24 protein-coding genes are annotated in these 25822 nt (G+C 73.7%); 4 read left to right on the top strand and 20 right to left on the bottom strand.

The genetic code is table 11. The features are described from left to right. The first annotated feature begins 29 nt into the window (after positions 1-29). Positions 30-1373, top strand: coding sequence for a glycoside hydrolase domain-containing protein (locus tag QWY28_RS07140; protein ID WP_300951627.1), 1344 nt, complete (start codon positions 30-32; stop codon positions 1371-1373). An 18-nt stretch (positions 1374-1391) separates the two neighbouring features. Here the strand turns inward: QWY28_RS07140 and QWY28_RS07135 are convergent, their stop codons facing one another. From QWY28_RS07135 to QWY28_RS07125, 3 genes are all read right to left on the bottom strand, one after another. After that, entirely contained in the window at positions 1392-2039 is a 648-nt protein-coding gene (locus QWY28_RS07135; protein ID WP_300951626.1) for a hypothetical protein, read from the bottom strand. Positions 2040-2050: 11 nt separating this feature from the next. After that, positions 2051-2578, bottom strand: coding sequence for a hypothetical protein (locus QWY28_RS07130; RefSeq protein ID WP_300951625.1), 528 nt, complete (start codon positions 2576-2578; stop codon positions 2051-2053). Between the two features lie 97 nt (positions 2579-2675). Further along, a complete protein-coding gene (locus QWY28_RS07125) occupies positions 2676-4688 on the bottom strand; it encodes a TIGR03960 family B12-binding radical SAM protein (protein ID WP_300951624.1) in 2013 nt (670 codons plus the stop codon). 68 nt (positions 4689-4756) lie between these two features. Here QWY28_RS07125 and QWY28_RS07120 point away from each other — a divergent pair, with 68 nt between their 5' ends. After that, complete coding sequence (locus QWY28_RS07120; RefSeq protein ID WP_300951623.1) at positions 4757-5878, top strand: calcium:cation antiporter; 1122 nt, start codon at positions 4757-4759, stop codon at positions 5876-5878. Between the two features lie 34 nt (positions 5879-5912). On the opposite strand, the gene QWY28_RS07115 is transcribed toward QWY28_RS07120, so the two are convergent. The 12 genes from QWY28_RS07115 to folC form a co-directional block, all read right to left on the bottom strand. Continuing rightward, positions 5913-7205, bottom strand: coding sequence for an FtsX-like permease family protein (locus tag QWY28_RS07115; RefSeq protein WP_300951622.1), 1293 nt, complete (start codon positions 7203-7205; stop codon positions 5913-5915). Beyond that, positions 7202-7915, bottom strand: a complete 714-nt coding sequence (locus tag QWY28_RS07110) for an ABC transporter ATP-binding protein (RefSeq protein WP_300951621.1) — start codon at positions 7913-7915, stop codon at positions 7202-7204. The genes QWY28_RS07115 and QWY28_RS07110 overlap by 4 nt, the downstream gene beginning before the upstream one ends. Continuing rightward, complete coding sequence (locus tag QWY28_RS07105; protein ID WP_300951620.1) at positions 7912-8448, bottom strand: PadR family transcriptional regulator; 537 nt, start codon at positions 8446-8448, stop codon at positions 7912-7914. Before QWY28_RS07105 ends, QWY28_RS07110 begins: the two co-directional genes overlap by 4 nt. A 75-nt stretch (positions 8449-8523) precedes the next feature. Then, the gene (rodA, locus tag QWY28_RS07100) at positions 8524-9762 is read right to left on the bottom strand and encodes a rod shape-determining protein RodA (protein ID WP_300951619.1); all 1239 of its coding nucleotides are present in this window, start codon (positions 9760-9762) and stop codon (positions 8524-8526) included. Then, positions 9759-11894, bottom strand: coding sequence for a penicillin-binding protein 2 (mrdA, locus tag QWY28_RS07095; RefSeq protein WP_300951618.1), 2136 nt, complete (start codon positions 11892-11894; stop codon positions 9759-9761). The genes rodA and mrdA overlap by 4 nt, the downstream gene beginning before the upstream one ends. Continuing rightward, the gene (gene mreD, locus QWY28_RS07090; RefSeq protein WP_300951617.1) at positions 11891-12403 is read right to left on the bottom strand and encodes a rod shape-determining protein MreD; all 513 of its coding nucleotides are present in this window, start codon (positions 12401-12403) and stop codon (positions 11891-11893) included. The genes mrdA and mreD overlap by 4 nt, the downstream gene beginning before the upstream one ends. Then, on the bottom strand, positions 12400-13395 hold the full coding sequence (gene mreC, locus QWY28_RS07085) for a rod shape-determining protein MreC (RefSeq protein ID WP_300951616.1): 996 nt from the start codon (positions 13393-13395) through the stop codon (positions 12400-12402). Before mreC ends, mreD begins: the two co-directional genes overlap by 4 nt. Next, entirely contained in the window at positions 13395-14423 is a 1029-nt protein-coding gene (locus QWY28_RS07080; RefSeq protein WP_300951615.1) for a rod shape-determining protein, read from the bottom strand. The genes mreC and QWY28_RS07080 overlap by 1 nt, the downstream gene beginning before the upstream one ends. A 274-nt stretch (positions 14424-14697) precedes the next feature. Then, a complete protein-coding gene (gene ndk, locus QWY28_RS07075; protein ID WP_300951614.1) occupies positions 14698-15111 on the bottom strand; it encodes a nucleoside-diphosphate kinase in 414 nt (137 codons plus the stop codon). A gap of 10 nt (positions 15112-15121) precedes the next feature. Continuing rightward, positions 15122-15808 carry a pyridoxamine 5'-phosphate oxidase family protein gene (locus tag QWY28_RS07070; RefSeq protein WP_300951613.1) on the bottom strand — a complete coding sequence of 229 codons (687 nt, stop codon included), beginning with the start codon at positions 15806-15808 and terminating at the stop codon, positions 15122-15124. 20 nt (positions 15809-15828) lie between these two features. Further along, positions 15829-16206 (bottom strand): DUF4233 domain-containing protein, encoded by a 378-nt coding sequence (locus tag QWY28_RS07065; protein ID WP_300951612.1) that lies wholly within the window; start codon positions 16204-16206, stop codon positions 15829-15831. Then, positions 16203-17591, bottom strand: coding sequence for a bifunctional tetrahydrofolate synthase/dihydrofolate synthase (gene folC, locus QWY28_RS07060; RefSeq protein WP_300951611.1), 1389 nt, complete (start codon positions 17589-17591; stop codon positions 16203-16205). Before folC ends, QWY28_RS07065 begins: the two co-directional genes overlap by 4 nt. Positions 17592-17656: 65 nt before the next feature. On the opposite strand from folC, the gene QWY28_RS07055 reads away from it, so the two are divergent. After that, positions 17657-18754, top strand: a complete 1098-nt coding sequence (locus tag QWY28_RS07055) for an NAD(P)-dependent alcohol dehydrogenase (RefSeq protein ID WP_300951610.1) — start codon at positions 17657-17659, stop codon at positions 18752-18754. On the opposite strand, the gene QWY28_RS07050 is transcribed toward QWY28_RS07055, so the two are convergent. Next, positions 18732-19661, bottom strand: a complete 930-nt coding sequence (locus QWY28_RS07050; protein WP_300951609.1) for a GNAT family N-acetyltransferase — start codon at positions 19659-19661, stop codon at positions 18732-18734. The two genes, QWY28_RS07055 and QWY28_RS07050, sit on opposite strands and share 23 nt — an antisense overlap. Before the next feature lie 79 nt (positions 19662-19740). On the opposite strand from QWY28_RS07050, the gene valS reads away from it, so the two are divergent. Next, entirely contained in the window at positions 19741-22374 is a 2634-nt protein-coding gene (gene valS, locus QWY28_RS07045) for a valine--tRNA ligase (protein ID WP_300951608.1), read from the top strand. A gap of 7 nt (positions 22375-22381) precedes the next feature. On the opposite strand, the gene QWY28_RS07040 is transcribed toward valS, so the two are convergent. From QWY28_RS07040 to QWY28_RS07025, 4 genes are all read right to left on the bottom strand, one after another. Then, on the bottom strand, positions 22382-22978 hold the full coding sequence (locus QWY28_RS07040) for a hypothetical protein (protein ID WP_300951607.1): 597 nt from the start codon (positions 22976-22978) through the stop codon (positions 22382-22384). Between the two features lie 108 nt (positions 22979-23086). Continuing rightward, positions 23087-23668 (bottom strand): hypothetical protein, encoded by a 582-nt coding sequence (locus QWY28_RS07035; RefSeq protein WP_300951606.1) that lies wholly within the window; start codon positions 23666-23668, stop codon positions 23087-23089. A 167-nt stretch (positions 23669-23835) separates the two neighbouring features. After that, positions 23836-25119 carry an ATP-dependent Clp protease ATP-binding subunit ClpX gene (gene clpX, locus QWY28_RS07030; protein ID WP_300951605.1) on the bottom strand — a complete coding sequence of 428 codons (1284 nt, stop codon included), beginning with the start codon at positions 25117-25119 and terminating at the stop codon, positions 23836-23838. 87 nt (positions 25120-25206) lie between these two features. Beyond that, complete coding sequence (locus QWY28_RS07025) at positions 25207-25821, bottom strand: ATP-dependent Clp protease proteolytic subunit (protein ID WP_300951604.1); 615 nt, start codon at positions 25819-25821, stop codon at positions 25207-25209. Position 25822 lies beyond the last annotated feature (1 nt).

The raw sequence follows: 25822 nt of genomic DNA, 5'->3' as shown, positions 1-25822 counted from the left end.
GCACGACGCCGCACGCTCGGGAGGCGTCCATGACCGATCCGCTCCGGCCCCGGCTGCCCGCCGCACTCGCCCTCCTGGCCGCCCTCGTCGCCGGCCTGCTGCCGCTGGGCGCCGCACCCGCCTCCGCGGCGGCCGACCGCCCGGACCCCGGCGCGTTCACCGGCCACGCCTTCGACGCCCGGTGCGCGCCGACGCAGGAGGAGATGGACGCCTGGCTCACCTCCTCGCCGTTCTGGGCCGTCGGCATCTACCTCGGCGGCTCGACCATGGCGTGCCGGACCGATCCCGCGGACCCCGCCTCCGGGCAGCCGCACCTCGACGCGACGTGGGTGTCGCGCCAGCGCGCCGCCGGCTGGCGCCTGCTGCCGCTGTGGGTGGGCCCGCAGGCGTCGTGCAGCGGCTACGCCGACCGGATCGACCCCTCGTCCGAGGGTGAGTACGCCGCGGCCGGGGCGCAGGGTCGCGTCGAGGCCGCCGCCGCGGCCGGCCGCGCCCGCGACCTGGGGATCCCCGCGGGGAGCACGCTCTGGTACGACCTCGAGGACTTCGACGTGCGGGGCGACCACTGCCGCCGCTCCGCGCTGCGGTTCCTCTCGGGGTGGACCGAGACGCTGCACGACCTCGGCCACCGGTCCGGGGTGTACTCCAGCGTCGCGGCCGGCATCCACGCCCTCGACAACGCCGACAAGCTCTCGCCCGGCTCCTACGTAATGCCGGACCAGGTGTGGTTCGCCTGGGCCAACGGCCGGGCCGACACCGCCATCGACCCGCGCTGGGTCCGCGCCGGCAGCTGGGCCGGGGAGCGGGTTCACCAGTACGCGCTCGACGTCCGGGCGACGTACGGCGGGGTCACGCTCGACATCGACGCCAACGTCGTGCAGGTCGGCGGCGGCTCGGTCGCCCCGCCCGCGCGGCGTGCCTGCGGCGGGGTCCGGCTCGACCGGGCCGACTACCCCGCTGCCGGCAAGGGCACGCGCGGCGACGTCGTCCGGACCGCCCAGTGCCTGCTGAAGCAGCGCGGCGCCTACCGCGGGCGGGTCGACGGCCGCTTCGACCGGGACGTCGCCGCGGCCGTGCGCCGCCACCAGCGCACCGCCGCGCTGCCGGTCACCGGCCGGGTCGACCGGGGCACGTGGACGACCCTGCTCGCCGCTGGTTCCTCGCCCCTGCTCAAGCAGGGATCGGCCGAGGACGCCGTCCGCCGCCTGCAGCGCGCACTGAACGTCGCCACCGCCGCCGACCTGCGCGTGACCGGCGTCCTCGACGGCTCGACCGCCCGGTGGGTCTCGACCTACCAGCGGCAGACCGGTCTCGCCGACACCGGCGTCGTCGCGTCCGACACCTGGGCGGCGCTGCGCCGCGGGCGGGTCTGAGCCCCACCGCCGACCGGCTCAGTCCTGCGTGCGCTCGTCCCGCTTGGCGTCCACGAGGTCGTCGAGGCGGTCGGCGTCCTGACGGGCCTGGAGCGCCGCCTTCTTCGCGGCGCTGGCCTCGTCGATCTCCGACCTGACCTCGCGCTGGGCCGAGCGCTTCTCGGCCTCCGCGACCTCCTCGGCGGCCTGCTTGCGCTGCTCGGCGGTGGCGGCGCGTCGGGCGGCGCGCTCGTCGGCCGCCGCCTTCTTGGTCGCGGCGGCCTGCGCGGCCCGCGTGGCCGCCTCCTGCTTGCGGCGGGCCTCGGTGGCGTCGGCCTCCTCGAGGCCCGACTCGGCGCGCTCCTCGGCGGCCCGGCGCGCACGCTCGGCCTCCTGCGCCCCGGCCGCCGCGGTCCGCTGGGCCTCGGCCCGGCGCTCGGCGGCCTCGCTCTCGAGCTGCTCGGCGGTCAGCAGCTTGGCGGAGCGCTCCAGCCGCTCGGTGCCCCGGCGGGCGAGCACGCTGTTGTGCAGCACCGCGCCGGCGATCCGGTCGGCGGAGCCGATCGTCCGGTCGAGCGCGACCCGGGGCGCCGAGGTCTCCGGCAGCCGGCCGGCCAGGGTGCTGTCGACGACGGCCAGCGGGAGCCGCGCGATCTCGTAGGGAAGGGAGATGAGCCTGGTCAACATCGGTTGCTCCTTCACTCGGCCTCGGCGCGGAGCCGGGCTGCTTCCTGCTCGGCGGCGTCGGCCTCGCGCTGCAGCCGCTCGCTCTCGGTCTCGGCCCGGCGCTCGGTGGCGTCGGCGGAGGCGGCGATGCCGTCGGCCTCGCGCAGCCGCTGGTCGGCGACCCGGTCGGCCTCCTGCTCGGCCGCCTCGCGTCCCGCCTCGGCGAGCCGCTGGGACTCACGCGCGGCGGCGGCGTGCTCGGTGGCGCGCTGCTGCTCGGCGACGGCCTCCTCGCGGGCGGCCTGCGCCTGCGCCTGGCCCTTCTCGGCGGCTGCCTCGCGGCCGGCCTCGCGCAGCTGCGCGGCGGCCTCCTCCCGCTTGGCGTCCGCCACGGCCTCGTCGGCGACCGCCTGCTTGCGGTTGCGGGCCTCCTCCTGCTGGAGCTGGCCCTCCTCCACGAGGTCGTCGCGGCCGGCGACGGCGCCGGCTACCTCCTTGGCCTTGCCCGCGACACTGTCGAACAGTCCCTCGCGGGCCTCTGCTGCCTTGTCGTTGATCATGGTCGTCCGGTTCCCGGTCGCCAAGGCGACACGCCGGAGCGCGGGTGTGACCTGTGACATCCCGCCCGGCCGCCCCAGGACCGCCGGCGCGGGTCGTTCAGACGACGCTGAGCGGCAGCAGCTGGCGGCCGGTGGGGCCGATCTGGATCTCGGTGCCCATCTCCGGGCACACGCCGCAGTCGTAGCACGGCGTCCAGCGGCAGTCCTCGACCTCGACGTCGGAGGACCCGTCGGCGACGGCCAGGGCGTCCTCCCAGTCGGCCCAGAGCCAGTCCTTGTCCAGCCCGGAGTCGAGGTGGTCCCAGGGCAGGACCTCGTCGTAGCCGCGCTCGCGGGTGGTGTACCAGTCCAGGTCGACGACGCCACCGCCCTCGACGGGGGCCAGCGCACCGAGTGCCTGCTCGCACGCCGCGACCCAGCGGTCGTAGGAGAAGTGCTCGCTCCAGCCGTCGAAGCGGCCGCCGTCGCGCCAGACCTGCTCGATGACCCGGCCGACGCGGCGGTCGCCGCGGGAGAGGAGTCCCTCGATGATCCCGGGCTTGCCGTCGTGGTAGCGGAAGCCGATCGCGCGACCGTACTTCTTGTCCTCGCGGACGGTGTCGCGCAGCTTGCGCAGCCGCTCGTCGGTGGTCTCGTGGTCCAGCTGCGCCGCCCACTGGAACGGGGTGTGCGGCTTGGGCACGAACCCGCCGATGGAGACCGTGCAGCGCACGTCGTTGCGCCCGGAGACCTCGCGGCCCTTGGCGATGACGCGCTTGGCGAGGTCCGCGATCTGCAGCACGTCCTCGTCGGTCTCGGTGGGGAGGCCGCACATGAAGTAGAGCTTCACCTGCCGCCAGCCGTGGGAGTACGCCGCCGCGACGGTGCGGATGAGGTCCTCCTCGGTGACCATCTTGTTGATCACCTTCCGCATCCGCTCCGAGCCGCCCTCGGGGGCGAAGGTCAGGCCCGAGCGGCGACCGTTGCGGGAGAACTCGTTGGCCAGGTTGATGTTGAACGCGTCGACCCGGGTCGAGGGCAGCGAGAGCGAGACGTTCTGGCCCTCGTAGCGGTCGGCGAGCCCCTTGGCGACCTCGCCGATCTCGGTGTGGTCGGCGCTGGAGAGCGAGAGCAGCCCGACCTCCTCGAAGCCGGACTTGCGGATGCCGTTCTCGACCATCGCACCGATGGTCTCGATGGAGCGCTCGCGCACCGGACGGGTGATCATGCCGGCCTGGCAGAACCGGCAGCCGCGGGTGCAGCCGCGGAAGATCTCGACGCTGAACCGCTCGTGGACGGTCTCGGCGAGCGGCACCAGCGGCTTGGCCGGGTAGGGCCACGCGTCGAGGTCCATCAGCGTGTGCTTGGTGACCCGGAACGGCACGCCCGGGACGTTCGGCACCACCGACGAGATCGCGCCGTCGGCGCCGTAGGAGACGTCGTAGAACTTCGGCACGTAGACGCCGCCGCTGACCGCCAGCCGGCGCAGCAGCTCGTCGCGCGGGCTCGGCATGTCGCCGGCGGGACGGCCCTGGGCCTTCCACTCCCGGACCACCTCGGAGATCGCGAGCACGACCTCCTCGCCGTCGCCGAGGACGGCCGCGTCGAGGAAGTCGGCGATCGGCTCGGGGTTGAACGCCGCGTGGCCGCCGGCCAGCACGACCGGGTCGTCCCCGGTGCGGTCGGCCGCGTGCAGCGGGATGCCGGCGAGGTCGAGGGCGTTGAGCATGTTGGTGTAGCCGAGCTCGGTGGAGAAGCTCAGGCCCAGCACGTCGAACGCGCGCACCGGGCGGTGGCCGTCGACGGTGAACTGCGGGATCGGGCCGTGCTCGTCGCCCTCCCGCAGCACGCGCTCCATGTCCGGCCACACGGCGTACGTGCGCTCGGCGAGGATCCACTCGCGCTCGTTGAGCACCTCGTAGAGGATCTGGACGCCCTGGTTGGGCAGGCCGACCTCGTAGGCGTCGGGGTACATCAGCGCCCAGCGGACCGTCTCGCCGGCCTCCGTGCCGGCGCCGCAGTCCCAGTCCTTGACCGTGGAGTTGAGCTCGCCGCCGACGTACTGGATCGGCTTGGAGACCGAGGGCAGGCGGTGCTCGAGCCGCGGGAAGACGGACTCAGGGGCGGACATGGGTGACCTCTCGCAGGGCGGTTCCGGACCGGTCAAGCCTACGTGGGTGGACCGATAGGTTCGTAGTCGTGAGCTCCCCTGCCGTCCGTGGTCCCTTCCAGTGGTCGGTCGTCGTGCCCGTCGTCGCCCTCGTCGTCCTCGTCGCGACGTGGGTCAGCCACGAGCACTGGGCCGTCCTCGTGCTCATCGGCGCCGCGCTGGTCGGTGCCGTCCTGGCCGCCGTGCACCACGCGGAGGTCGTGGCCCACAAGGTCGGCGAGCCGTTCGGGTCGCTGATCCTCGCGGTCGCGGTCACCGTCATCGAGGTCGGGCTGATCGTGATGCTGATGACCAGCGGCGGCGAGGGCACCAGCACCTACGCCCGCGACACCGTCTTCGCGGCCGTGATGATCACCCTGAACGGCATCGTCGGCATCGCGCTGCTGGTGGGCGCCGTCAAGCACCACCTGGTCAGCTTCAACCCCTCCGGCACCGGCACGGCGCTCACGACGGTGATCGCCCTGGCCAGCCTGACGATGGTGCTGCCGAGCTTCACCACCTCCGGTGACGGCCGGGAGTTCTCCCCCTCCCAGCTGGCCTTCGCCGCCGTCGCCTCGATCGTGCTGTACGCCGGCTTCGTCTTCACCCAGACCGTGCGACACCGCGACTTCTTCGTGCCGGTCACCAGCGACGAGTACGGCCGGATCACCGGCCTGCTCGACGAGGACGGCGACGACCACGCCGACCCGCCGTCGGCCCGCGAGACAGCGCTCAGCCTGGTCATGCTCGTCGTCGCGCTGGTCTCGGTCGTCGGCCTGGCCAAGCTGCTCTCCCCCACCATCGAGGACGGCGTGACCAGCCTCGGCGCGCCGTACGCCGTCGTGGGCGTCGTCATCGCCCTGCTCGTGCTCGCGCCGGAGTCCATCGCGGCCGTCCGCAACGCCTCGCGCGACCGGGTCCAGGTCAGCCTCAACCTCGGCTACGGCTCCGCGATGGCCTCGATCGGGCTCACGGTGCCCACCATCGCGGTCGCCTCGATCTGGCTCGACGGGCCGCTCGTGCTCGGGCTGGAGACCACGCAGCTGGTGCTGCTCGCGATCACCGTCGTCGTCTCCGCCCTCACCGTCGCCCAGGGCCGCGCGAAGTCCCAGCAGGGACTGGTGCACCTGGTGCTGTTCGGCGCGTTCCTCTTCCTGTCCGTCGTGCCCTGACCCCCGCCGCCCGCGGGAACGGTCGGTCGCAGGGTCAGGCGGTCCGGAGGTGCTCCGGGTCCACGGCGTCGCGGACCCAGGGCCGCAGCGCCGTCGTCGCCAGCCAGGAGGCGAGCGCGCTGACGGCCGCGGTGGCCACGACCGCCACCGCGACCGGCCCGGGCGACCGGTCCAGCGAGACCGTCAGCCAGGCGTACCCGGTCGAGCCGACGACCGCGCCCAGCACCGCCAGCGGCACGGTCACCGCCAGGCACTCGACCCGCTGGGAGTCGCTGACCACGCGCGGCGGGACGCCGGTGGCGACGAGGGTGGCCATCTCCCGGCGCCGCTCGAGCACGGTCTCGGTCGAGTGGACCGCGAGCGACGCCGCGATCACCGCCAGCGCCAGCAGCGCGCAGCCGCCGGCGACCAGTGCGGGCACCTCGTAGTAGTCGCGGTCGCTGCCGACGTAGGTGTCGCGCAGGTCGACGAGGAAGACGGGGACGACGCCGAGCGTGAGGCCGACCGCCCCGACGGCAGCGGCGGCGCGACCGGCCGGGCCGGGGTCCGCGGCGAGGCGGCGGCCGGCGAGCAGCGCGGGCACCGAGCCGGCGCGGCGGACGAGCAGCCGCGCGACCAGGCCGGCGGCCGTCGGTGCGAGCAGGCCCAGCAGCGCGACGAGCAGGACGACCACCGCGAACACGCCGAGGTCGGAGTCGAACAGGTCGTCCCAGGACCACAGGGCGACGAGCAGGGCGAGCGGCACGAGCCACCACGGGCGTCGCCTCCGCGGCTCGGAGCGACCGGCGCCGGCCGGGCGCCGAGCCCCGACGAGGGCGCCGTACGCCGCCACGGCGGCCAGCACGAGGAGGGTCCACCACCCGGGGCCGGCTCCCTCGGGCAGGAGCGCGCCGCGGTCGCCCCGCCCCGCGCGGAGCGCCGCGTGGAGGACCAGCCAGCACGGGAGCCCGAGCAGCGCGCCGACCGCCGCGGGCGCCCCGACCTCGAGCGAGCCCCAGCGGCGCAGGTCGCCCCCGGTCGCGCCGGCCACGCGCAGCGCCTCGGTGCGACGCAGCCGCGAGGTCGACCCGAGGCGCACCGCCTGGTCGAGCAGGAGCAGCAGGGGGACGGTCATCAGCAGCAGCGCGAGCACGACGCCGGGTCGCGTGCCGGGGTCGGCGACCACGCCGATCGCTCCGCCGCGGCCGGTGCCGAGGTGGGTGCGCGGCAGCTCGACGACCGACGCAGCCGCGAGGAGCAGCGCCGTCGTCGCGGCCGTCGCGCCGACGACCAGCGCGAGCCGGCCGCGACCGCCGGCCAGCAGCAGGACGAGCCCGAGCCGCCTCACCTCCGCACCTCCGCCGCAGCGGTGGCGCCGTCGCGCAGCTCGACCTCGCGGTGGGCCGCCGCGGCGACCCGGTTGTCATGGGTGACCAGCACCAAGGCGCAGCCGTTCTCCTCGACGGCCCCCACGAGGGCGGCGAGCGCCTGCTCGCCCGCCAGCGTGTCGAGCGCCCCGGTGGGCTCGTCGGCGAAGACCACGGCCGGCTCGGTCACCAGCGCGCGGGCGATCGCCACGCGCTGCGCCTGGCCGCCCGACATCTCGGTCGGCCGCGACCCCGCCACCTCGGCCACGCCGAGCCGCTCGAGCCGGTCGAGCGCGGCCGCCTGCGCCTCCGCCCGGCCGCGCTTGTCGAGCAGGAGCGGCAGCGCGACGTTCTCCAGCGCGGTGAGCTCCGGCACGAGCTGGCCGAACTGGAGCACCAGGCCGACCTCCCGCCGACGCAGCCGCGTGCGTGCGTCGGTGGAGAGGTCGGAGAGCCGGTGGTCGCGGTAGGTGACGGTGCCGGCGTCCGGGGCGATGACCCCGGCCAGGCAGTGCAGCAGCGTCGACTTGCCGCTGCCCGACGGGCCGGTCACCGCGACGATCTCGCCCGCGGCGACGTCGAGGGATGCCCCGCGCAGGGCGACGGTGCGCCCGAAGGACCGGTGCAGGTCGCGGCCGCTGACGAGAGGGGTGGCGGTGGCGCTCGTGCCGGTCGGGTCGGTGTCGGTCATGGGGCGCTCCTGGGGGTCGGGCGGGTCGCCTGCTCGACGCGCGCCCTTGCGTCGTCGAGCCAGCGCAGGTCGGCGTCGAGGTGGGCGATGGTGTGGTCCAGGGCGATCCGGGCGCCGACGTCGGGGGCGGCGTCCCGCTCGCGCACGAGCACCCGCATCGCGTCCATGTGGGCGGCGCGCTGGCGGCCGAGCACCGCGCCGGCGTCGACGCCGGCGTGCAGGGCGGTCACCGTCTTGCGGACCAGCTCGTCGGCGGCGTACGGCCCGGGCTGCTCGACCTGCTCCAGCCAGGCGGCGAGCGCCTCACGGCCGGCGGCGGTCAGGGCGTACGTCGTGCGGTCGGGCCCGCTGCCCCGCTCGGTGCCCGCCGTCTCGACGAGGCCGTCGCGCTCGAGCCGCGCGAGCGTGGCGTAGACCTGGCCGTAGGCCAGCGGGCGGGCGGAGGGGAAGCGCTCGTCGTGCCCGCGCTTGAGGTCGTAGCCGTGCGCGGGACCGTCAGCGAGGACGCCGAGCAGGACCGTGGCCAGGGACATGGGTCATGTCTACACCAGGTGTATACACCGTGTGAATAGCCACCGACGACGAGATCGCCCGACTGCGCCGGGGCGTCAGCGGCCGAGCAGGCTGGCGCGCGTGGCGGCGGGCGCGGTGGCGCGCAGGTGGATGTTCTGCAGCAGGCCCACGGCGAGCAGGCTGGCGAACATCGAGGACCCGCCGTAGGACACGAACGGCAGCGGGACGCCGGTGACCGGCATGATCCCCAGGCACATGCCGATGTTCTGGAACGCCTGGAACCCGAACCAGCAGGCGATGCCGGCGGCGGCGACGCGGCCGAAGACGTCGTCGGTGCGGGCCGCGATGACGAGCGCCCGCCAGAGCACCACGACGAGCAGGCCGATGAGCACGCCGGCGCCGAGCAGGCCGAGCTCCTCGCCGGCGACGGTGAAGATGAAGTCGGTGTGCTGCTCGGGCACGAACCCCGAGCGGGTCTGGGAGCCGTCGAAGAGCCCCTGGCCGAACAGCCCGCCGTTGCCGACCGCGATCCGCGCCTGCTCGACGTTGTAGCCGGCGCCGCGGGGGTCGAGGTCGGGGTTGACGAAGGCGAAGAACCGGTCGAGCTGGTACTGCTTGAGCGCACCCGCAGCAACTGCCGCGACCGCCGCGGTCACGCCGCCGCCGACGAGCAGCACCAGCCAGCGGCGCGGCGCGCCGGAGACCGCGAGCACGCCGAAGACGGTGGCCGAGAGGACGAGCATCGTGCCGAGGTCGGGCTGCAGCATGATCAGCGCCGCCGGCACCGCGGCGATCGCCAGCATGCCGACCACCTCGCCCGCGCCGACCCGGGCCCGCCACCGCCCCTCCGCGCGCTCGGCGACGACGAGCGCCATGCCGATCACCACGGCCAGCTTGGCGAACTCCGAGGGCTGGATGGACATGCCCCCGAGGTCGATCCACGACCGCGAGCCGTTGATCGTCGACCCGAGCGGCGAGAGCACCAGCCCCAGGCCGACCACCGAGCCGAGGTAGACCAGCGGCGCGACGATCCGCACCCACCGGTGGTCGGTGGCCATCACCAGCACCATCAGCACGACGCCGATGGCCAGGTTGGTCACCTGCTTGGAGAGGTACGCCGTGGAGTCGCCGCCCGTGAGCGAGTCACGCGCCGAGGTGGCCGACCAGACGAGCAGCGTGCCGAGCACGAGGAGCGCGGCGACCGCGCCGGCGAGCCACCAGTCCAGGCCGGGCGCGCGGACGGTCGTGCCGAGCCGGGAGCCGGCGCCGGTGCGGGCCGCTGCCCGGGTCGCGGGCCGGACGGGCACGCGCGGGCTCAGGCGGGTGACGGTCACCGGTCCTCCTGCTCTCCACGGCCGGGCGGCAGGATCGAGCCGTCGGCGGTGAACGTGGGCAGCCCGGCGGGCGGCTCGGTGCCGGGGATGTAGGCCTTGCGCGGGTCGACGGTGGAGCCCTCGACGCCGTACAACGCCTCGTAGATGCGGCGGATCGAGTCGCCGTTGCGACCCGAGCCGGTGCCGCCCTGGCTGACCATCATCACCACGACGTAGTCGTCGGTGTAGGACGCGACCCAGGAGGTCGACTGCTTGCCGTAGACCTCCGCGGAGCCGGTCTTGGACCGGATCGTCACCTGCTCGAGCGGGAAGCCGGGCAGCTTCCAGGCCATGGTCCCGCGGCTGCTGACGCCCTGGAGGGCGGTGTCGATGTAGGACAGGACGGACTTCGGCAGGTCCACCGAGCCGACCTTCTTGGGCTCGATCTCGCGGATGGTCCGGCCGCTCGGGTCGACGATCGCCTTGCCGACGCGGGGCGCCCACAGCGTGCCGCCGTTGGCCAGCGCGGCGTACGCCCGGGCCAGCTGGAGCGGCGTGACGATGGTGTCGCCCTGGCCGATGGCGAAGTTGACCGCGTCGCCGGCGCGGTAGGCGAACCCCTCGATGCAGAACTCGCGGGCGAACCGGTAGACGAAGTCGGAGGTCTCGGCGTCCTGCGGCGCGTCGGCGATGCCGCAGTAGTAGTCCTTCATCGACTCGTAGTAGGCGCGCTTCCACGTCCGGTCCGCGATCCGGCCCGGCGCCTCGCCGGGGAGGTCGATGCCGGTCTCGTCGCCGAAGCCGAAGACCTTCGCCTCCTCGACCAGCGGGTCGCGCGCGTCGACGTCGTCGACGTCGGACCCGAGCCGGCGCCAGTAGTCGTAGCCGATCCGGTAGAAGAAGGTGTTGCAGGAGACCTCGAGCGCCTTGTCGAAGCCGATGTAGCCGTAGGCGCCGGACTCGTAGTTCTTGAACACGCGGTTGCCGACCTGGAAGCCCGACGAGCAGGCCAGGCGGGTGTCCTGGCTGTAGCCGTTGGTCAGCGCGCCGGCCGTCATGAACGGCTTCCACGTCGAGCCGGGGGCGAACTGGCCCTGCGTCGCGCGGCCGAGCAGCGGCGTGCCCGCGGCCTCGGAGTAGAGGTGGGCGAGCTGCTTCTTGGTGATGCCGCCCACCCACACGCCCGGGTCGTACGTCGGCTGGCTGGCCATCGCCACGACCCGGCCGGTGTCGGCCTCCAGCACCACGACCGCGCCCGAGTCGGCCTCGTAGCGGCGGCCCGTGACGGTGTCGACCTCGGTCCGCGCCTGCTGCAGCGTGGTGGCCAGCTCCTTCTCCACCAGGCCCTGGACGCGGGCGTCGATGGAGGTCACCAGGGTGGCGCCCGGCGTGGCCTCGACCTCGCCGTCGTCGCCGAGCACCCGGCCCATCGAGTCGACCGCGACGCTGCGGTAGCCGGGCATGCCGCGCAGCCACGCGTCGTACTGCTTCTCCACGCCGGCGCGACCGACCGACGACGCGCCGTTGACCGACTCGTCGCCGTCCTCCTCGGCCGACTCCAGCTCGTCCTCGGTGATCGGGCTGAGGTAGCCCAGCACGTGGGCGAGGTTCACGCCGTAGGGGCGCGGGTAGTTGCGGACCGTCTGCTGCTCGGCGATGACCGCCGGGAAGTCCTCGGGCTGCTCGAGGATGCGCAGCGCGACCGCCTGCTCGACGTCGGTGGCGACCGGCACCGGCTGGTAGGGCGAGCCGTTCCAGCACGCGCCGGTGACGCTGCCCTCCTCGCCGCAGGTGACCAGGCGCTTGCGGACCATCGCGAGCCGCACGCCGGTGACCTGGGCGACCCGCTCGACGAGCTTGTCCTGCTGGCCGGCGTCCATCTTCGCGAGCATGCTCCGGTCGACCGAGACCACCCAGGCCGTGCGGTTGGTGACCAGCGGGCGGCCCATGTCGTCGACGATCAGGCCGCGTTGCGGCTGGACCACGATGTCGCGGACCGACTGGTTGGCCGCCTGCGCGGTGTACTCCTCCCCGCTGACCACCTGCAGGTAGTACAGCCGCGCGAACAGCGTCGCGAACAGCGAGAACACCAGGGCCTGCACCACGACCAGTCGCAGCCGGCTGCGACGACTGGCCGCCTCCGCAGCGCTCATGCGGTGGCCCGGGCCGGCTCGAGGCGGCGGAAGGCGCCCATGACCACCGGCAGCACGAAGGGGGTGAGCACGACGTCCCAGAGCACGCCGATCGCGATCACCTGCAGCACCTCGCCGACGCCGAGGGCGGGGTCGCGCAGGACGATCCCGGTCAGCGCGAAGACGGAGGTGCCGACGAAGGACGAGGCCGCGACGGTGGCGACGACCGACCCGACGGTGGGCCGGACGTCCTGGCGCACCCGCCCGGCGACGTACCCCACGACGACGAGGGCCAGCGCCCAGCGGCCCGCGACGTGGTCGGCGGGCGGCGCGAGGTCGAGGAGGACGCCGGCGACGAAGCCGAGCAGCATCGCCGGCTGGGCGCCGCGGACCAGGCCGGTCGCGACCACCACGAGCAGCACGAGGTTGGGGACGACGCCCTCCCAGGCGACGTGGGGGAAGACGCTGACCTGCAGCACGAGCGCGACGGCGACGGCCGCGACGGTGAGGGCGGCGCGCGCGGGGTTCACCGCACGCTCCCGTCGGCCTCGATGACCGCGCGGTCGCTGGCGGTGCCCGAGGGCACGACGACGCCGACGACGTCGAGGGCGGCGAAGTCGACGTACGGCTCGATCACCGCGCGCTGGGCGGTCTCCCGCAGGCTGGAGTAGACGGCGGTGACCCGGCCGATGGGGACCCCGGAGACGTACGGCGCGCCGCCCTCGCTCCCCCAGGTGACGACGGCGTCGTCCTGGCGCGGCACGTCGGACTCGTCGATGAGCTCGAGGTCCAGGCGGCCGGTCGAGCCGAGCTGGCCACGGCCCCTGACCGAGCCGAGCTCCATCGAGGAGCCCACGCGGCCGCCGACGACCGAGTCGGGGTCGACGATGAGCAGGACGGTCGCGGTGGTGCGCGTGACGCGGACGACGCGGCCGACGAGGCCGTCGTTGTTGAGGACCGTCATGTCCGGGCGCAGGCCCGACTGGGAGCCGGCGTCGATGGTGACGGTGCTCGAGAAGGACTGGGCCGGGCCGAGCCCGACCACCCGCGCGGGCACCAGCGAGTAGCCCAGGTCGCCGGCCGCGGCCGTCAGCCCGTCGTACTCCGCGAGCCGGTTGCGGTCGTAGTCGGCACTGTTGACCTCGGCACGCAGCCGCGCGTTCTCCGCCTCCAGCTCGCCGATGTCCCCGCGCAGGTCACCGTGGGTGCGGAACCAGTCGGGCACCGCGACGAAGGGGCGTACGACGGCGGCCGCGCCGACCTCGACCGGGCCGAACACCTCGCCGACGACCCGGCGCACCGGCTCGACCGGCGAGTCCTCGCCCGTGGCGGAGTCCAGCGTGATCAGGCTCAGGCAGGCCAGCACCAGCGCCACCACCAGCGAGCGCGACGGCCGGCCGCGCTCCTCCAGCCGCTCGGTGACCCGCCAGCGGCGCTCGCGCGGGCGGTTGCCCCGGCCCGGCTGACCGGGCCCGGTGCCGGGCTGCTGGCGCGTCGGCCGCTCGAAGAGCTGGACCGCCATCAGAACCGCCTCGGCTCGGTGACCAGCACCTGCTGCAGCGCCTCGAACTCCTCCACGCACTTGCCGGCGCCGAGCGCGACCGAGGTCAGCGGCTCCTCGGCGACGTGCACGGGCATGCCGGTCTCGTGGCGGATCCGCTCGTCGAGGCCGCGCAGCAGGGCGCCGCCGCCGGTGAGCACGATGCCTCGGTCCATGATGTCGCCCGCGAGCTCCGGCGGGGTCTGGTCGAGGGTCGCGCGGACCGCGTCGACGATCGCGTGCAGCGGCTCCTCGAGCGCCTGGCGGATCTCGGAGCTGGACACCACGACGGTGCGCGGGAGGCCCGAGATCATGTCGCGGCCGCGGATCTCCGCCTCCGGCTCCTGCGACATCGGGAAGGCCGAGCCGAGGGTCGTCTTGACCTCCTCGGCGGTGCGCTCCCCCAGCATGAGGGAGTACTCCTTCTTCATCCACGCCACGATCGCGGCGTCGAGGTCGTCACCGGCGGTGCGGACGCTCAGGCTCGTGACGATGCCGCCGAGCGAGATGACCGCGACCTCGGTGGTGCCGCCGCCCACGTCGACCACCATGTTCCCGGTGGCCTGGTGCACCGGCAGGCCCGCGCCGATCGCCGCCGCCATCGGCTCCTCGACGATGTAGACCCGCCGGGCGCCCGCCTGGTAGCCGGCCTCCTTGACCGCCCGCTGCTCCACGGCGGTGATGCCGCTGGGCACGCAGATGACCATGCGCGGCTTGGCGAAGTACCGGCGCTTGTGGACCTGCTGGATGAAGAACCGCAGCATCTGCTCGGTCGCCTCGAAGTCGGCGATCACGCCGTCCTTCAGCGGGCGGATCGCGGCGATCCCGTCCGGGGTGCGGCCGATCATGCGCTTGGCCTCGTGGCCGACCGCCAGCACCTCGCCGGTCGAGACATTCATCGCGACCACGCTGGGCTCGTCGAGCAGCACCCCCTTGCCCCGCACGTAGACGAGGGTGTTGGCGGTGCCGAGGTCCACGGCCATGTCGCGGCCGATGAAGCTGTTCGCCATGCCTGGTGCCTCGCAGGTCCGTCGCGTCCGGGGAAGTCCGGGCGCCCGGCGTACCTCATCCGCTTGCGTGAAGCCTGCCGCTGCGCCCACCGGGAGCGTAAGGACACCACGCCGCCCTCTCCGGGAGGCACGCCGCGAGCCGGTGTGTCACCTGTGGTTCGTGGGGCTGGCGTGGCGACGTTCGTCCCACTCCGCGGCCATCCCTGACGACTCGCGGCCATCGCAACGGCCGCGAGGCTTCAACATCCCAAGTCAACTTGGGATCTTGCGAGGCTCAGAGAGCCAGCTGCGGGAACCAGATGGCGATCTCCCGGGCGGCGGACTCGGGCGAGTCGGAGCCGTGGACGAGGTTCTCGCGGTTGGAGAGCGAGTGGTCGCCGCGGATGGTGCCGGGGGCGGCCTTGCGGCCGTCGGTGGCGCCGTTGAGGGCGCGGACGACCTCGATCGCCTCGTCGCCCTCGAGCACGAGCGCGACGAGCGGGCCGCTGGTGACGAAGTCGCGCAGCGGCGGGTAGAAGTCGCGCTCGACGTGCTCGGCGTAGTGCTCGTCGGCCTTGGCGCCGTCGATGTGGCGCAGCTCCATGGCCACGATCGAGAGCCCCTTGGCCTCGAAGCGGGAGAGGACCTCGCCGACCAGGCCGCGGCGGACGGTGTCGGGCTTGAGGAGGACGAGGGTGCGCTGCGTCATGGCCCGGACCCTACCCAGCCGCGAGCGCCGCGGCACGCGCGGCCACGTCCGCCGGCACCGGCCCGGTCGCCTCGGGCGCGGGCACGACGTCGGCGGCGACCCGCCGCAGCGGCACGTGCCCACCCCACGTCCCGGCGGCGACGTCCTCGGGCTCGTCGCCCGGACCGCCGGCGCGGGCCTTCATCGACGCCTCGTGGAGCGGTACGGCGAGCACGGCGGTCGCCGCGAGCTCCTTGCGCGTGCTGGGGCGCAGGGTCGCGGACCGGCCGGGCACCATCTGGTCGACGACCAGGTCGAGGGCACGGGCCCGCTCGGCCTCGTCCTCGACGAGCCGCGCCCGGCCGACCACGACCGCGGAGCGGTAGTTCATCGAGTGGTTGAACGCCGACCGCGCGGCCACCAGCCCGTCGAGCTCGGTGACGGTCACGCAGACGGTCGAGCCGACGGCGTGCCGCAGCCACACCGACGCGACCGAGCCGTGGACGTAGAGCGAGCCGCCCTCGTCGGGACCGTCGAGGTCGACGGCGTACGCACACGGCAGGACGACCGGGTGGTCGCCCACCACGACGCCGACGTGCGCCACCAGCGCCTCGGCGAGGAAGCGGTGCAGCTCCGCGCGGTCCTCGACCACGCGGTACTTGCCGCGCTGGACGGTCGTGCGGTCGGTCGGGGACAGGGGCGGCAGGTCCGTGCTCACGCCCCCATCCTCCCGCGGGCTCAGGCCTCGCGCTCGGCGGCGTACGCCGCGTACGCCGCCGCCCGCTCGCGCTCGATCTTGCGCCCGAGGAGGTCGGCCGTTCCCCACAACAGCGCGAAGATCCCGCCCAGCAGGAACATGAGCGGCACGACGAACCCCAGCGCGATCGCCGCGACCTGGACGACCCAGCCCGCGGTGTAGGCCCACGGCGCACGGAGCATGCCGGCCAGCAGCAGGCACACGACCATCAGCCCGAGGCCGATGCCGAGCGCGACGGCCGTGTCGACGTCGGCGACCGCGATCATCACCGGCGCGGTCAGCCCCAGGGCGATCGCCTCCAGGCACAGGATCGCGGCGCACATGCCCCGGCGGGGCGAGCGCTGCTCGGGGTTGCTCATCGGGGACCTCCCAGCAGGGTGCGGGCCTCGCCCACGGTGACGACCGAGCCGGTGACCATGACCGCGCCTGAGCCCAGCGGGCTGCCGACCGCCTCGCCGGCCTCCGCGAGCGCGGCCGCGGCGTCGATGGCGTCGGCCAGGCGGGGCTCGACGCTGACCCGGTCCTCGCCGTAGATCCCGCGGGCGACCTCGGCCAGCTCCTCGGCCGGCATGGCGCGGGCCGTGCTGTTCTGGGTGCAGACCACATGGGCGAAGGACGGCTCGAAGGCGGCGAGCAGGCCCTCGACGTCCTTGTCGGCCATGACGCCGACCACGCCGACGAGGGGCGAGAACGTGAAGGAGTCCTCGAGCGCGGCGGCGACCGCCTCGGCGCCGGCCGGGTTGTGGGCGGCGTCGAGCACGATGCTCGGCGAGCGGCGGACCACCTCGAGGCGGCCGGGCGAGGTGACCTCGGCGAAGGCGGCGCGGACCAGGTCCTCGTCGAGCGCCTCGCCCTGGTCGCCGCCGGCGAGGAACGCCTCGACCGCGGCCAGGGCGACCGCGGCGTTCTGCGCCTGGTGGGCGCCGTGGAGGGGCAGGAAGACCTCGTCGTACCGCCCGCGGAGGCCCTGCAGGGAGACCAGCTGCCCGCCCACGCCCGGCACCCGGGAGACGACCCCGAAGTCCAGCCCCTCGCGCACCACCGTCGCGCCGACCTCGGCCGCGCGCTCGAGCAGCACCACGGCCGCCTCGGGCGGCTGCTGGGCGAGGACCACCTGGGCGCCGGGCTTGATGATGCCAGCCTTCTCCTGCGCGATCGCCGCGACGGTCTCGCCGAGGTAGCGGGCGTGGTCGACCGCGATCGGCGTGACCACCGCGACGGCGCCATCGGCGACGTTGGTGGCGTCCCACGAGCCGCCCATGCCGACCTCGACCACGGCGACGTCGACCGGGGCGTCGGCGAAGGCGGCGTACGCCATGCCCACCACGGTCTCGAAGAACGACAGCGGGTGCGGCTGGTCCTCGTCGACGAGGTGGGTGTACGGCGCGACATCGTTGAAGGCGCGCACGAAGGCCTCGTCGTCCAGCGGCTCGCCGTCGACGCTGATCCGCTCGCTCATCCGCTCGACGTGCGGGCTGGTGAACCGCCCGGTCCGCAGCTCGAGGGTGCGCACCAGCGCGTCGATCATCCGGGAGGTCGACGTCTTGCCGTTGGTGCCGGTCAGGTGCACCACCGGGTAGGCGGTCTGGGGGTCGCCGAGCAGCTCGGTGAAGGCGCGGATCCGGTCGAGCGAGGGCTCGAGCCGGGTCTCGGGCCAGCGGGACAGCAGCGCGTCCTCGACCTCGGCGAAGGTCGCCGCGAGGCGGGGTCCTGCCGGGGAGGTGGGGTCGGTGGGCTCGGTCATCGTGCCCCGAGTCTAGGGAGCGGCTTTCGCGGGACAGGACCTGGAACACGTTCTAGGTTGGCGCCATGGAGACCACGGTGGCCGTCGTCAACGGCCCAGGCGAGCAGTTCACCCTCGAGCAGGTCGAGCTGGAGGGGCCCCGCGCCGACGAGGTGCTCGTCCGGATCGTCGCGACCGGCCTGTGCCACACCGACGTGACGATGGCCTCGATGCTGCCGGCCGAGATGTACCCCAACGTCTTCGGCCACGAGGGCGCCGGCGTCGTGGAGGCCGTTGGTCCCGACGTCGACGGCATCGAGGTCGGGGACCACGTGGTGCTGAGCTTCCGCTCGTGCCGCGAGTGCGCGCGGTGCCGCGCCGGCGAGGTCGGCTACTGCGACACCTCGCTGCTCCTCAACTACATGGGCATGCGGATGGACGGCTCGACCGCCTACTCCCGCGCGTCCGGGCCGGTGTTCTCCAACTTCTTCGGCCAGTCGTCCTTCTCCCGGCACGCCCTGGCGTACGCCGACAACTGCGTCGTCGTGGACAAGGAGCTCGACCTGACCCGGGTCGCGCCCTACGGCTGCGGCTTCCAGACCGGCGCCGGCACCGTGCTGAACGTCCTGCAGCCCGGTCCGCAGGACAGCCTGGTCGTGTGGGGCGTCGGTGCCGTCGGGCTGGCGGCGGTCGCGGCCGCGGCGACGACCGGCACCGGGACGGTCGTCGCGGTCGACCTGATGGGCAGCCGGCTCGACCAGGCGGCCGCCCTCGGCGCGGTCACCGTCGACCCCGGCGCGCTCGGCGACCAGTCGGTCGTCGACCGGGTCAAGGAGTTGACCGGTGGCGGGGCGACGTACGGCATCGACACCACGGCGGTGCCGGCGGTCGTCAAGCAGGCCCAGCAGGCACTGGGGATCCGTGGCGAGCTCGTCGTGCTCGGGCTCGGGGCCGAGGAGTACCAGCTCGACGCGATCGACATGCTCCAGAACGGCAAGGTCGTCAAGGGCTCCATCGAGGGCGACTCCGACCCGCAGGAGATGGTGCCGCGGTTGCTCGCGATGAACGCCGCGGGCAGCTTCCCGGTCGACGACTGGCTGCGCACCTACTCCTTCGAGGACATCAACACCGCCGTGCGGGACCTCCACGACGGCACGGTCGTCAAGGCCGTGCTGGTCTGGTGACGAGCAGGTTCGCGGTCTCCGCGACGGTCCGGTAGCCGATCGCGGCGTAGACCTTGTTCGACGTGGGGTTCTCGCGGTCGGTGTAGAGGCAGGCCCGGTCCCCCGCCTCGAGGACGCGGCGCGTCACCTGCGCGACCGCGGCGCTGGCGTAGCCGCGCCCGCGACGCTCCCGCGGGGTGTAGACCGGGCCGACCCGGACGACGCCGAAGGCCGGCTCGCTGTGGGCGGTCAGGTGCACGACCTCGCCCTCGGGCGACTCCCACAGCCAGACCAGCCCGCGCTCCACGCGCCGGGCCATCCCCACCTCGGTCTCCAGGTCCATCGGGTGCGCGCCCTCCCGGCCGCCCTGCTCGGCGGCGTCGACCGCGAAGGCGGCCCACCACTCGACGCACCGCGGCACGTCGGCCGGACCGGCCACCCGGAGCCGGCCCGGGGCGTCGTGGTCGACCAGCCCGTCGAGCCCGGGCAGCTCCCAGAGGTGGAGGTGCTCGTCGACCACGACCGCGCCGGCCACCAGGGCCGCCGTCTCCTCGGCGACCACCCGCGCGGCCGGCAGCGCCCCGTTGACGCCGCGCAGGCGCTCCCCGCTCCCGTGGACGGCCCGCGCGAGCGCGCGGGCCGCCTCGTCCGGCATCGGCAGGACGTACGCCGGGAACGGCTCGAACGGCGCGGTGCGCATGGCCGCGCCGACGATCGCACCGGTGCCGTCCCGCACGACCGCCCACCAGCGGGGGTGGGCCGGCAGCGCACGCCCCGCCGCGTCGTCGTCGGCCGCCCGCCGGGTCACCGTGGCCACCACCGTCGTGACGACCGGGTCGGCCGCGAGGTGCTCACCGGCCTCGGCGAGGAACGCGGCGGGGTCGGTCGTGAGCGCGACGTCGTACGTGCTCACCGGCGGGGTCGGCATGCCGCGCAGGGTATGGCGCGGACGGTCCCGAGTGGCAACCGGTTTCCGCAGGTCGGAGCGGCCGAACTAGGCTTCGGCCATGACCCAGACCCCGCAGCAGCAGGCCCCCGACACGCCGAGCGCCCCGGCCGCGCTCGCCGTACCGGAGAAGCCCGCGCTGGAGGGCCTCGAGCAGAAGTGGGCGGAGCGCTGGAAGTCCGAGCGCACCTACGCCTTCGACCGCACCCAGCCGCGCGCGAACGTCTTCTCCATCGACACGCCGCCGCCCACGGTGAGCGGCAGCCTGCACGTCGGCCACGTCTTCTCCTACACCCACACCGACGTCGTCGCCCGCTTCCAGCGGATGCGGGGCAAGTCGGTCTTCTACCCCATGGGCTGGGACGACAACGGCCTGCCGACCGAGCGCCGGGTGCAGAACTACTTCGGCGTCCGCTGCGACCCCTCGCTCCCCTACGACGCCGACTTCACGCCGCCGGCGAAGCCGGACCCGAAGAAGCAGGTCCCGATCAGCCGGCCCAACTTCGTCGAGCTGTGCGAGCGCCTCGTCGAGGAGGACGAGCAGGTCTTCGAGTCGCTGTGGCGCACGCTCGGTCTCTCCGTCGACTGGGACCAGCACTACACGACCATCGGCCCGAAGGCGCAGACAGCCAGCCAGCGCGCGTTCCTGCGCAACTTCGCCCGCGGCGAGGCCTACCTCCAGGAGGCGCCCACCCTCTGGGACGTCACCTTCCAGACCGCGGTCGCCCAGGCCGAGCTCGAGGCGCGGGAGTACGCCGGCGCCTACCACCGCGTCGCCTTCCACGGCGCGGACGGCTCCCCCGTCCACATCGAGACCACCCGCCCCGAGCTGATCCCCGCCGTGGTCGCCCTCATCGCGCACCCCGACGACGAGCGCTACCAGCCCCTGTTCGGCACGACCGTCGCCTCGCCGGTCTTCGGCGTCCAGGTCCCGGTCCTCCCCCACCCGGCCGCCGAGATGGACAAGGGCGCCGGCATCGCCATGTGCTGCACGTTCGGCGACCTGACCGACGTCACCTGGTGGCGCGAGCTCCAGCTGCCCGTCCGCACCGTGATCGGCCGCGACGGCCGCCTGCTCCGCGAGACGCCCGAGTGGCTCGCGGCCCCGCCCGCCGCGGCGGCGTACGAGCGCCTCGCCGGCAAGACGACGTTCTCCGCGCGCGAGGAGATGGTCACCATGCTCCGCGAGAGCGGAGACCTCGACGGCGAGCCGAAGCCCACGCAGCGGATGACGAACTTCTTCGAGAAGGGCGACAAGCCGCTCGAGATCGTCGCGACCCGGCAGTGGTACATCCGCAACGGCGGACGCGACACCGGCCTGCGCGACGAGCTGGTCGCCCGGGGCTCGGAGATCACCTGGGTGCCGACCCACATGAAGCACCGGTACGACAACTGGGTCGGCGGCCTCAACGGTGACTGGCTGATCTCCCGCCAGCGCTTCTTCGGCATCCCGTTCCCCGTCTGGTACCCGCTCGACGACCAGGGCGAGCCGGACTACGACCACCCCCTCCTGCCCTCCGAGGCCGAGCTCCCGGTCGACCCCTCGACCGACGCCCCGCGCGGCTACTCCGAGGACCAGCGCGGGCGCGCCGGCGGCTTCATCGGCGACCCCGACGTCATGGACACCTGGGCGACCTCGTCGCTGACGCCGCAGATCGCCGGTGGTTGGGAGAGCGACCCCGATCTCTTCGAGCGGGTCTTCCCGATGGACCTGGCGACCCAGGCCCACGACATCATCCGCACCTGGCTGTTCTCCCGCGTCGTGCGCGCGCACTTCGAGCAGGGCGTCACGCCGTGGAGCCACGCGCTGATCTCCGGCTTCGTGGTCGACCCCGACCGCAAGAAGATGTCGAAGTCCAAGGGCAACGTCGTCGTCCCGACCGAGATCCTCGACAAGTTCGGCGCGGACGCCGTCCGCTGGCGCGCCGCCATGTCGCGCCCCGGCCTGGACTCGCCGTTCGACGAGAGCCAGATGAAGGTCGGCCGCCGGCTGGCGATGAAGGTCCTCAACGCCTCCAAGTTCGTCCTCGGCGGCGTCGGGGCGACCGAGCTGAACGCCTTCGAGGTCTCCGCGCCGATCGACTGCGCCCTCCTCGGGCGGCTGGCGAACGTCGTCACCCGCGCCACCGAGGCGTTCGAGGCCTACGACTACACGACGGCGCTCGAGGCCGTCGAGAAGTTCTTCTGGGAGTTCTGCGACGACTACCTCGAGCTCGTCAAGGAGCGCGCGTACGACGCCGACGGCGGCGCCGCGACCGCATCGGCCCGCGCCACGCTGGCCATCGCGCTCGAGGTCCAGCTGCGGCTGCTCGCGCCGTTCCTGCCCTACGTGACCGAAGAGGTCTGGTCCTGGTGGCACCCGCGCGGTGCCGAGCAGGGCTCGATCCACCACGCCCCGTGGCCCACCGAGCTCGACCTGGGCGCGGCGGCAGCTGCCGACGCGAGCACGGTCGATTCCGTCGCGGCCGCCCTCGCCGGCATCCGCGGGGCCAAGTCGCAGGCGAAGGTCTCCATGCGCGCCGAGCTGTCCCGCGTCGAGGTCACCGGGCCGGAGGCGCTCGTCCGCGCCGCCGAGGTCGCGGCCGACGACCTGCGCCGCAGCGGCAAGGTCGTGGGCGAGCTGGTCTTCACCGTCGACGGCTCGGCCACCGAGCTCACCGTCTCCGCCGAGCTGGCACCCGTCACCGAGGGCTGAGCCCGCCTCAGGGGGCCGGCGCCGCCGTCGGGCCGTTCGTCGGGGTCGGCGTCGCCCCGGCCGGGCGCTCGGCGTCCGCCGACGGCGTGGTCGAGGGCGAGCCGCCCGGGGTGCTGCTGGGCGACCCCGACGGGCTGCCGCTCGGGGTCCCGGTCGGCGACGGCGTACCGCTCGGGGACGGGGCCGGGCTCGGCCCGGGCGACGGCTCCGCCGTGCTGCCCAGGTCGATGGTGGGGTCGTCCTCGACCGGCTCGAAGGACGGCTCGCCGCCACCGCCGCTCCCCTCGAGGAACCCGGCCAGGCCGGGGATCGCGTCGATCAAGCCTGCCGGCAGGGCGCTCGGCCGGTCGCTGGGAAGCTCCCCGGCCGACGGCACGTCGAGGCCGGGCGCCGCGGCGGCGGAGGGCCGGCTCGTCGACGGCGCGGACCCCGGCGGCTGCGGGGCGACCTCGCGCGGCACCTGCGGGGAGGCCGTGGACGACGCGGCCACCGTGTCCTCCACCCGCACCCGGTCGCCGCCGTGCAGTGACTGCGCGGCGACGCCACCGGCGACCATCGTCACGAGGACGAAGGCCGCGAGCGGCGCTCGGTGCTGGGTGCCCACAGGCCGTTCCCCTTCCTGCCCGATCCAGGAGTGGTGCGGTTGACGACTCGAGTCTCCCCCACGACGAGCGTGCGCGCCGCATCGTCGGGGCGCAATGGCCCGATCGGACTAGGAGCGTCCCCCGTGGCCCTTCGCACGGCCCTTGCCCTTGCCGTGGCCCTCGCCGTGGCCCTCGCCGTGGCCCCTCCCGTGGCCCCTCCCGTGGCCGGCCCGGTGCTCGTGGCCGGCCCGGGGGCCCTGGCCCGCGCGCTGGCCGTGCCCGCGTCCGTGGCCCCTCTCCCCGTCCCGGTCGCGGTGACCCCCACGGTCCGCGGAGTGCCCGGGGCCGTCCGGGCGCCGGTGGCCGCCGGCGGCGTGTCCCCGGTCGCCGAGGCGCCCGGGCGGGCGGGCCTCGGCCCGGCGCGACGCCGCGGGCCGGGTCGCGGGGCGGGCCGGCGGCCGTGGGCGGTCGGCGGCGTGCAGCGGGTCGACGCGCCCGACGACCCGCGGGGTCTCCGAGGTCGCCGGGCCGGCCACCGCCTCGACCACCGGGTCCGGCACCAGCCGGACACCGCCGGCGACGACGTACGCCGTCGCAGCCCGCACGACGGACCGCGCCGCGTCGCTGCGCGCACCGGTCGCCACCACCCCGGCCGCGACCAGCAGCACGGCGACGAACGCCGCCAGCTGTCTCTTGTGGTCGATCTGCACCTGTCGTCCCTCGTCCGCGTCCAGCTCCGGGGCAGGCTCCCGCTGCCCCCTCCGTTCCTCAACGACCGGGCACGTCGCCGGAGATGGCCCGAACGGACCGACCCGCATGGCCCGTTCGGGCCATGCGGGTCGGGATCGTGCTCGGTGGCCGTCCGGGGCCACTCAGGTCAGGCGGACTTCTTCTTCTTCGTCTCGAGCTCGCGCGGGACGAGGGTCGGCGGCTGCACGCCCTCGACGACCTCGCGGTTGATGATCACCTTGGCGACGTCACCACGCGAGGGCACGTCGTACATCACGTGGAGGAGCACCTCCTCGATGATCGCGCGCAAGCCGCGCGCGCCGGTGCCACGCTCGAGCGCGTTGTCGGCGATCGCCGCGATGGCGTCATCGGTGAACTCCAGCTCGACGCCGTCGAGCTCGAACAGCTTCTGGTACTGCTTGACCAGCGCGTTGCGCGGCTCGGTCAGGATCTGGACCAGCGCCTCCTGGTCGAGCTTGCTGACGCTCGCGATCAGCGGCAGGCGGCCGATGAACTCGGGGATGAGGCCGAACTTGGTGAGGTCCTCGGGACGCACGTGCTGGAGCAGGTCCTCGGCCTCCCGCTCGGCCTGGCCCCGGACGTCCGCGGTGAAGCCCAGCGTCTTCTTGCCCACCCGCTGCTCGATGATGCCTTCGAGGCCGGCGAAGGCCCCGCCCACCACGAACAGGATGTTCGTGGTGTCGATCTGGATGAACTCCTGGTGCGGGTGCTTGCGGCCGCCCTGCGGCGGGACCGAGGCGGTGGTGCCCTCGATGATCTTCAGCAGCGCCTGCTGCACGCCCTCGCCGGAGACGTCGCGCGTGATCGAGGGGTTCTCCGCCTTGCGGGCGACCTTGTCGATCTCGTCGATGTAGATGATGCCCGTCTCGGCCTTCTTGACGTCGTAGTCGGCGGCCTGGATGAGCTTGAGCAGGATGTTCTCGACGTCCTCGCCGACGTAGCCGGCCTCGGTCAGCGCCGTGGCATCGGCGATCGCGAAGGGCACGTTGAGCATCCGCGCGAGGGTCTGGGCGAGGTAGGTCTTGCCGCAGCCGGTCGGTCCGATCACGAGGATGTTGGACTTCGCGACCTCGACGACCTCCTCCTTGCTGTGCTTGCCCGCCACGGGCTGGAGGCCGGCCTGCACCCGCTTGTAGTGGTTGTAGACCGCCACGGCGAGGGACTTCTTGGCCTGCTCCTGCCCGATCACGTACGAGTTCAGGAACTCGAAGATCTCGCGCGGCTTCGGCAGCTCCTCGAGGCTGACCTCAGCGCCTTCGCTGAGCTCCTCCTCGATGATCTCGTTGCACAGGTCGATGCACTCGTCGCAGATGTAGACCCCGGGGCCCGCGATGAGCTTCTTGACCTGCTTCTGGCTCTTTCCGCAGAAGGAACACTTCAGCAGGTCACCACCGTCACCGATTCGCGCCACGGCCGGTCATCCTCCTCAACAGTGCTGAAACTCAGGAGACGGTACCCCGTGCCGGCCCCGGGAGGGGGCCGGACACGGGGTCGCGCGTCAGGACCTCGCGAGCGCCGGCGTGCCCTTGCGGGACTCGACGACGGAGTCGATCAGGCCGTACTCGACCGCCTGGTCGGCGGTGAGGATCTTGTCGCGCTCGATGTCGCGGCTGACCTGCTCGATGTCGCGGCCGGAGTGGGTGCTGATCATCTTCTCGAGCAGCTCGCGCATCCGCAGGATCTCGTTGGCCTGGATCTCGATGTCGGAGGTCTGGCCGAAGGTGCCCTCGGTGTAGGGCTGGTGGATCAGGATGCGGCTGTTGGGCAGCGCGAGCCGCTTGCCGGCCGCACCGGCGCCGAGCAGGATCGCGGCGGCCGAGGCGGCCTGCCCGATGCAGACGGTCTGGACGTCGGGCTTGATGAAGTTCATCGTGTCGTAGATCGCCGTCAGCGCCGTGAACGAGCCACCGGGGCTGTTGATGTAGATCTGGATGTCCTGGTCGGGGTTCATCGACTCCAGGCACATGAGCTGGGCGATGACCGCGTTCGCGACGTCGTCGGAGATCGGCGTGCCGAGGTAGATGATGCGGTCCTCGAACAGCTTGGCGTAGGGGTCGATGCGGCGGAACCCGTAGGAGGTCCGCTCTTCCCACTGCGGGATGTAGTAGTTCATG

This window comes from Nocardioides oceani (assembly GCF_030412965.1).
Lineage (GTDB): Bacteria > Actinomycetota > Actinomycetes > Propionibacteriales > Nocardioidaceae > Nocardioides > Nocardioides oceani.
This window is presented reverse-complemented; position numbering and strand designations above follow the sequence as displayed.

What these genes read in the sequence shown, in the direction of transcription:
- QWY28_RS07140 (WP_300951627.1), top strand. Translation starts at nt 30, where the DNA reads ATGACCGATCCGCTCCGGCCCCGGCTGCCCGCCGCACTCGCCCTCCTG.
- QWY28_RS07135 (WP_300951626.1), bottom strand. Translation starts at nt 2,039, where the DNA reads ATGTTGACCAGGCTCATCTCCCTTCCCTACGAGATCGCGCGGCTCCCG.
- QWY28_RS07130 (WP_300951625.1), bottom strand. Translation starts at nt 2,578, where the DNA reads ATGATCAACGACAAGGCAGCAGAGGCCCGCGAGGGACTGTTCGACAGT.
- QWY28_RS07125 (WP_300951624.1), bottom strand. Translation starts at nt 4,688, where the DNA reads ATGTCCGCCCCTGAGTCCGTCTTCCCGCGGCTCGAGCACCGCCTGCCC.
- QWY28_RS07110 (WP_300951621.1), bottom strand. Translation starts at nt 7,915, where the DNA reads ATGACCGACACCGACCCGACCGGCACGAGCGCCACCGCCACCCCTCTC.
- QWY28_RS07105 (WP_300951620.1), bottom strand. Translation starts at nt 8,448, where the DNA reads ATGTCCCTGGCCACGGTCCTGCTCGGCGTCCTCGCTGACGGTCCCGCG.
- mrdA (WP_300951618.1), bottom strand. Translation starts at nt 11,894, where the DNA reads ATGAGCGCTGCGGAGGCGGCCAGTCGTCGCAGCCGGCTGCGACTGGTC.
- mreC (WP_300951616.1), bottom strand. Translation starts at nt 13,395, where the DNA reads ATGGCGGTCCAGCTCTTCGAGCGGCCGACGCGCCAGCAGCCCGGCACC.
- QWY28_RS07080 (WP_300951615.1), bottom strand. Translation starts at nt 14,423, where the DNA reads ATGGCGAACAGCTTCATCGGCCGCGACATGGCCGTGGACCTCGGCACC.
- ndk (WP_300951614.1), bottom strand. Translation starts at nt 15,111, where the DNA reads ATGACGCAGCGCACCCTCGTCCTCCTCAAGCCCGACACCGTCCGCCGC.
- QWY28_RS07065 (WP_300951612.1), bottom strand. Translation starts at nt 16,206, where the DNA reads ATGAGCAACCCCGAGCAGCGCTCGCCCCGCCGGGGCATGTGCGCCGCG.
- folC (WP_300951611.1), bottom strand. Translation starts at nt 17,591, where the DNA reads ATGACCGAGCCCACCGACCCCACCTCCCCGGCAGGACCCCGCCTCGCG.
- QWY28_RS07055 (WP_300951610.1), top strand. Translation starts at nt 17,657, where the DNA reads ATGGAGACCACGGTGGCCGTCGTCAACGGCCCAGGCGAGCAGTTCACC.
- QWY28_RS07050 (WP_300951609.1), bottom strand. Translation starts at nt 19,661, where the DNA reads ATGCCGACCCCGCCGGTGAGCACGTACGACGTCGCGCTCACGACCGAC.
- valS (WP_300951608.1), top strand. Translation starts at nt 19,741, where the DNA reads ATGACCCAGACCCCGCAGCAGCAGGCCCCCGACACGCCGAGCGCCCCG.
- QWY28_RS07025 (WP_300951604.1), bottom strand. Translation starts at nt 25,821, where the DNA reads ATGAACTACTACATCCCGCAGTGGGAAGAGCGGACCTCCTACGGGTTC.